The sequence below is a fragment of the uncultured Flavobacterium sp. genome (genome assembly GCF_937967675.1).
Taxonomy (GTDB): Bacteria; Bacteroidota; Bacteroidia; order Flavobacteriales; family Flavobacteriaceae; genus Flavobacterium.
The window spans coordinates 1-2,614 of the sequence record NZ_CALBSN010000086.1 but is presented as its reverse complement, the minus strand read 5'-3'; the positions used below and the strand labels follow the sequence as shown (position 1 = coordinate 2,614).

The 2,614-nt window shown below is 30.8% G+C and carries 3 protein-coding genes and 1 pseudogene; 3 read left to right on the top strand and 1 reads right to left on the bottom strand.

Features of this window, described 5'->3' with window-relative positions:
* Positions 1-362: pseudogene (locus tag Q0075_RS06125) on the bottom strand (acyl-CoA reductase); the annotation flags it as partial.
* A gap of 110 nt (positions 363-472) precedes the next feature.
* Between Q0075_RS06125 and Q0075_RS06120 the strand changes: the two are divergent.
* The 3 genes from Q0075_RS06120 to Q0075_RS06110 form a co-directional block, all read left to right on the top strand.
* Positions 473-823, top strand: coding sequence for a 4Fe-4S dicluster domain-containing protein (locus Q0075_RS06120; RefSeq protein WP_026726242.1), 351 nt, complete (start codon positions 473-475; stop codon positions 821-823).
* Positions 824-965: 142 nt separating this feature from the next.
* A complete protein-coding gene (locus Q0075_RS06115) occupies positions 966-2,165 on the top strand; it encodes a hypothetical protein (RefSeq protein WP_297868738.1) in 1,200 nt (399 codons plus the stop codon).
* Between the two features lie 120 nt (positions 2,166-2,285).
* A partial coding sequence (locus tag Q0075_RS06110) for a GTPase (protein ID WP_297868737.1) occupies positions 2,286-2,614 on the top strand: 329 nt, incomplete at its 3' end.

The window sequence follows — 2,614 nt, the reverse complement described above, 5'->3', positions numbered from 1 at the left end:
ACCAATACATCATGACCCGAAATCAATACCGAAAGAAAATCATGAAAACCCACTAACGGAATATTTCCTGCTAAAATTAATCCTACTTTTTTTGGTTCAATTTTTGAAAAATCATAGTTGGAAATCCACTGATTTAGATTGTCTTCTGTTAAGGCTTTTGCCCAAGATTGAATGCTATGTAAAACTTGTTCCAGTGTAAACCAACCGTTGTGCGATTGTAAAAGTTCAATCAAGTTTGCAAAGTCATCAAAGAACAAATCGTTATGTAAAACCGAAGCCGATTTAACGTTTCCCTCTTCAGAAAATTGACGTACAAAATTCCCTAATTCAACAAAACTCGATTTTATTTCACTTTGTAACATTTGTAACTTGTTTATGTTTGGTTTACATTGTATTTTTGTAGCGCAAAATTAATCATAATATTAGAATATTACGTTTTTCTGAATTCTAATTTCTTAATACTAAAAGAATCATGGCAATTATAATAACAGACGAATGTATCAACTGTGGGGCTTGCGAGCCAGAATGTCCAAATACAGCAATTTACGAAGGTGCTGATGATTGGAGATGGAAAGATGGTACAAAATTAAGTGGTAAAGTTATTTTACCTGATGGAACTGAAGTAGATTCAGATGCTGCTCAAACCCCAATTTCAGATGATATTTATTACATTGTACCCGGAAAATGTACGGAGTGTAAAGGTTTTCATGAAGAACCTCAATGCGCAGCCGTTTGTCCGGTAGATTGTTGTGTACCAGATGATAATCATGTGGAAAGCGAAGAAACTTTGTTAAACAGACAATCGTTTTTGCATAACGAATAAAATTTTTAAAAATTTCAACAGTATGTTAAAGAGAATTTTCAAATAGAAAGTTCTCTTTTTGTTTTTTATTGAGCTAAAAACTTCTTTATTAATGAGTTGTTTTATTTTATTTTGATTACATTTGATTGTTAATCGTAAATTTATGATAAAAAAACTTACTTTTTTATTGTGTCTTTTTACTACTTGTGTTGTATCACAAAATCTCGATTTTACATTAATTGTGAAAGATTTTGATACGGACTTACCTATTGATGAAGTTACGATTACAGCTTTAAGAACTCGACAAGGTTTTTTGACTAATAAAGAAGGAAAAGCAATCATTAACTTGACCCGATCGTCTGATTTTGAACTTGTTCATTCTTTTTATAAAAAAACAATTATAAAATTTGCAACCCTAGACAAAAAGGAAAATGTAGTTTACTTAGAACCCATTACACAGGAATTGGAAGAATACATCATCACCAAAGATCATCCTCAGGAAATTTTAAAACGGATTATAGAAAATTCTAAAGATAAAATCACCATTCCTATAAGTTTGAAAGTCTATTTGCACGAATTTTACAAACGTGATAATGAGATTATTTTTTTTAACGATGGACTTATTAATTTTCAAATTTTAGGAAATGATAAGAACATAAAAACCGATATTTTAGTAGAACAAAATCGCGCTGTTGGTGTTTTAGATGGCGATATCGATACCAATATATTAGGTTATGATTTGAATAATATCATCGAAAATTATTACCAATTCAAATATTTAGACGAAGTATTGAATTCCAAAGCAAAGAAAACTTATGATTTTTCGGTAAAAACCTATCCATCTAACGAGGATTATTTGGTAATTAAAATTGTTCCTTTACCCGAATCCAAAGGAATTTTATCTGATTTTACGGTAGTTTATGATAGCAACAAAAAGTTGATAATAGAAGTTAGTTCTTATGTAACTCCAGACCGACTTTTGGCTTATAAAGAGAGCATGTTTGCCAGTAGAAAAGTCTATAAATTAGAATTTAAAAATACATTCCGACATGAAGGAAATTACTATTATTTGGCCAATTCTAAAGAAGTTATTGGATTTGAAAAATACTATAAAAAGAAATCCAGACGAATTGAAGTGAAAAATCATATGGTAGTAACCGATTTCAATAAAAAAACTTTCGAGTACGGAGAAAAAAATGTTTTTAAAGGCAAATCACTTATCAATAAAAAGACTTCGTTTTTTACGGATTATTGGGATGTAGAATCCGGTTTTGTATCTACTGCAGAGGAAAAAGCAATTATTGAACGACTAGGAAAAGACGACGAAAAAATCCAAAACGATGAGGAAAATCCGAAAGAATAACTACTTCATCAACTCCTTTTATTTAATACTTTGATACTAATCAGGATTAAAGTATATTTGCGCACTTTTAAAATAATATTAACTAGTAATTTAAAGTCCCCTTTGGGGATTTAGGGGCTTATGAAAGCAGGAATTGTAGGATTACCAAATGTTGGAAAATCAACTTTATTTAATTGTTTATCAAATGCAAAAGCGCAAAGTGCTAACTTTCCGTTTTGTACTATAGAACCTAATATTGGAGTAGTAAACGTTCCAGATCCGCGTATTGCTCGTTTAGAGGAATTGGTCAAACCAGAACGCGTTCAAATGGCAACGGTTGATATCGTTGATATTGCAGGTTTAGTAAAAGGAGCAAGTAAAGGAGAAGGTTTAGGAAATCAATTCTTAGGAAACATTAGAGAATGTAACGCCATTATCCACGTTTTACGTTGTTTTGATAACGATAATAT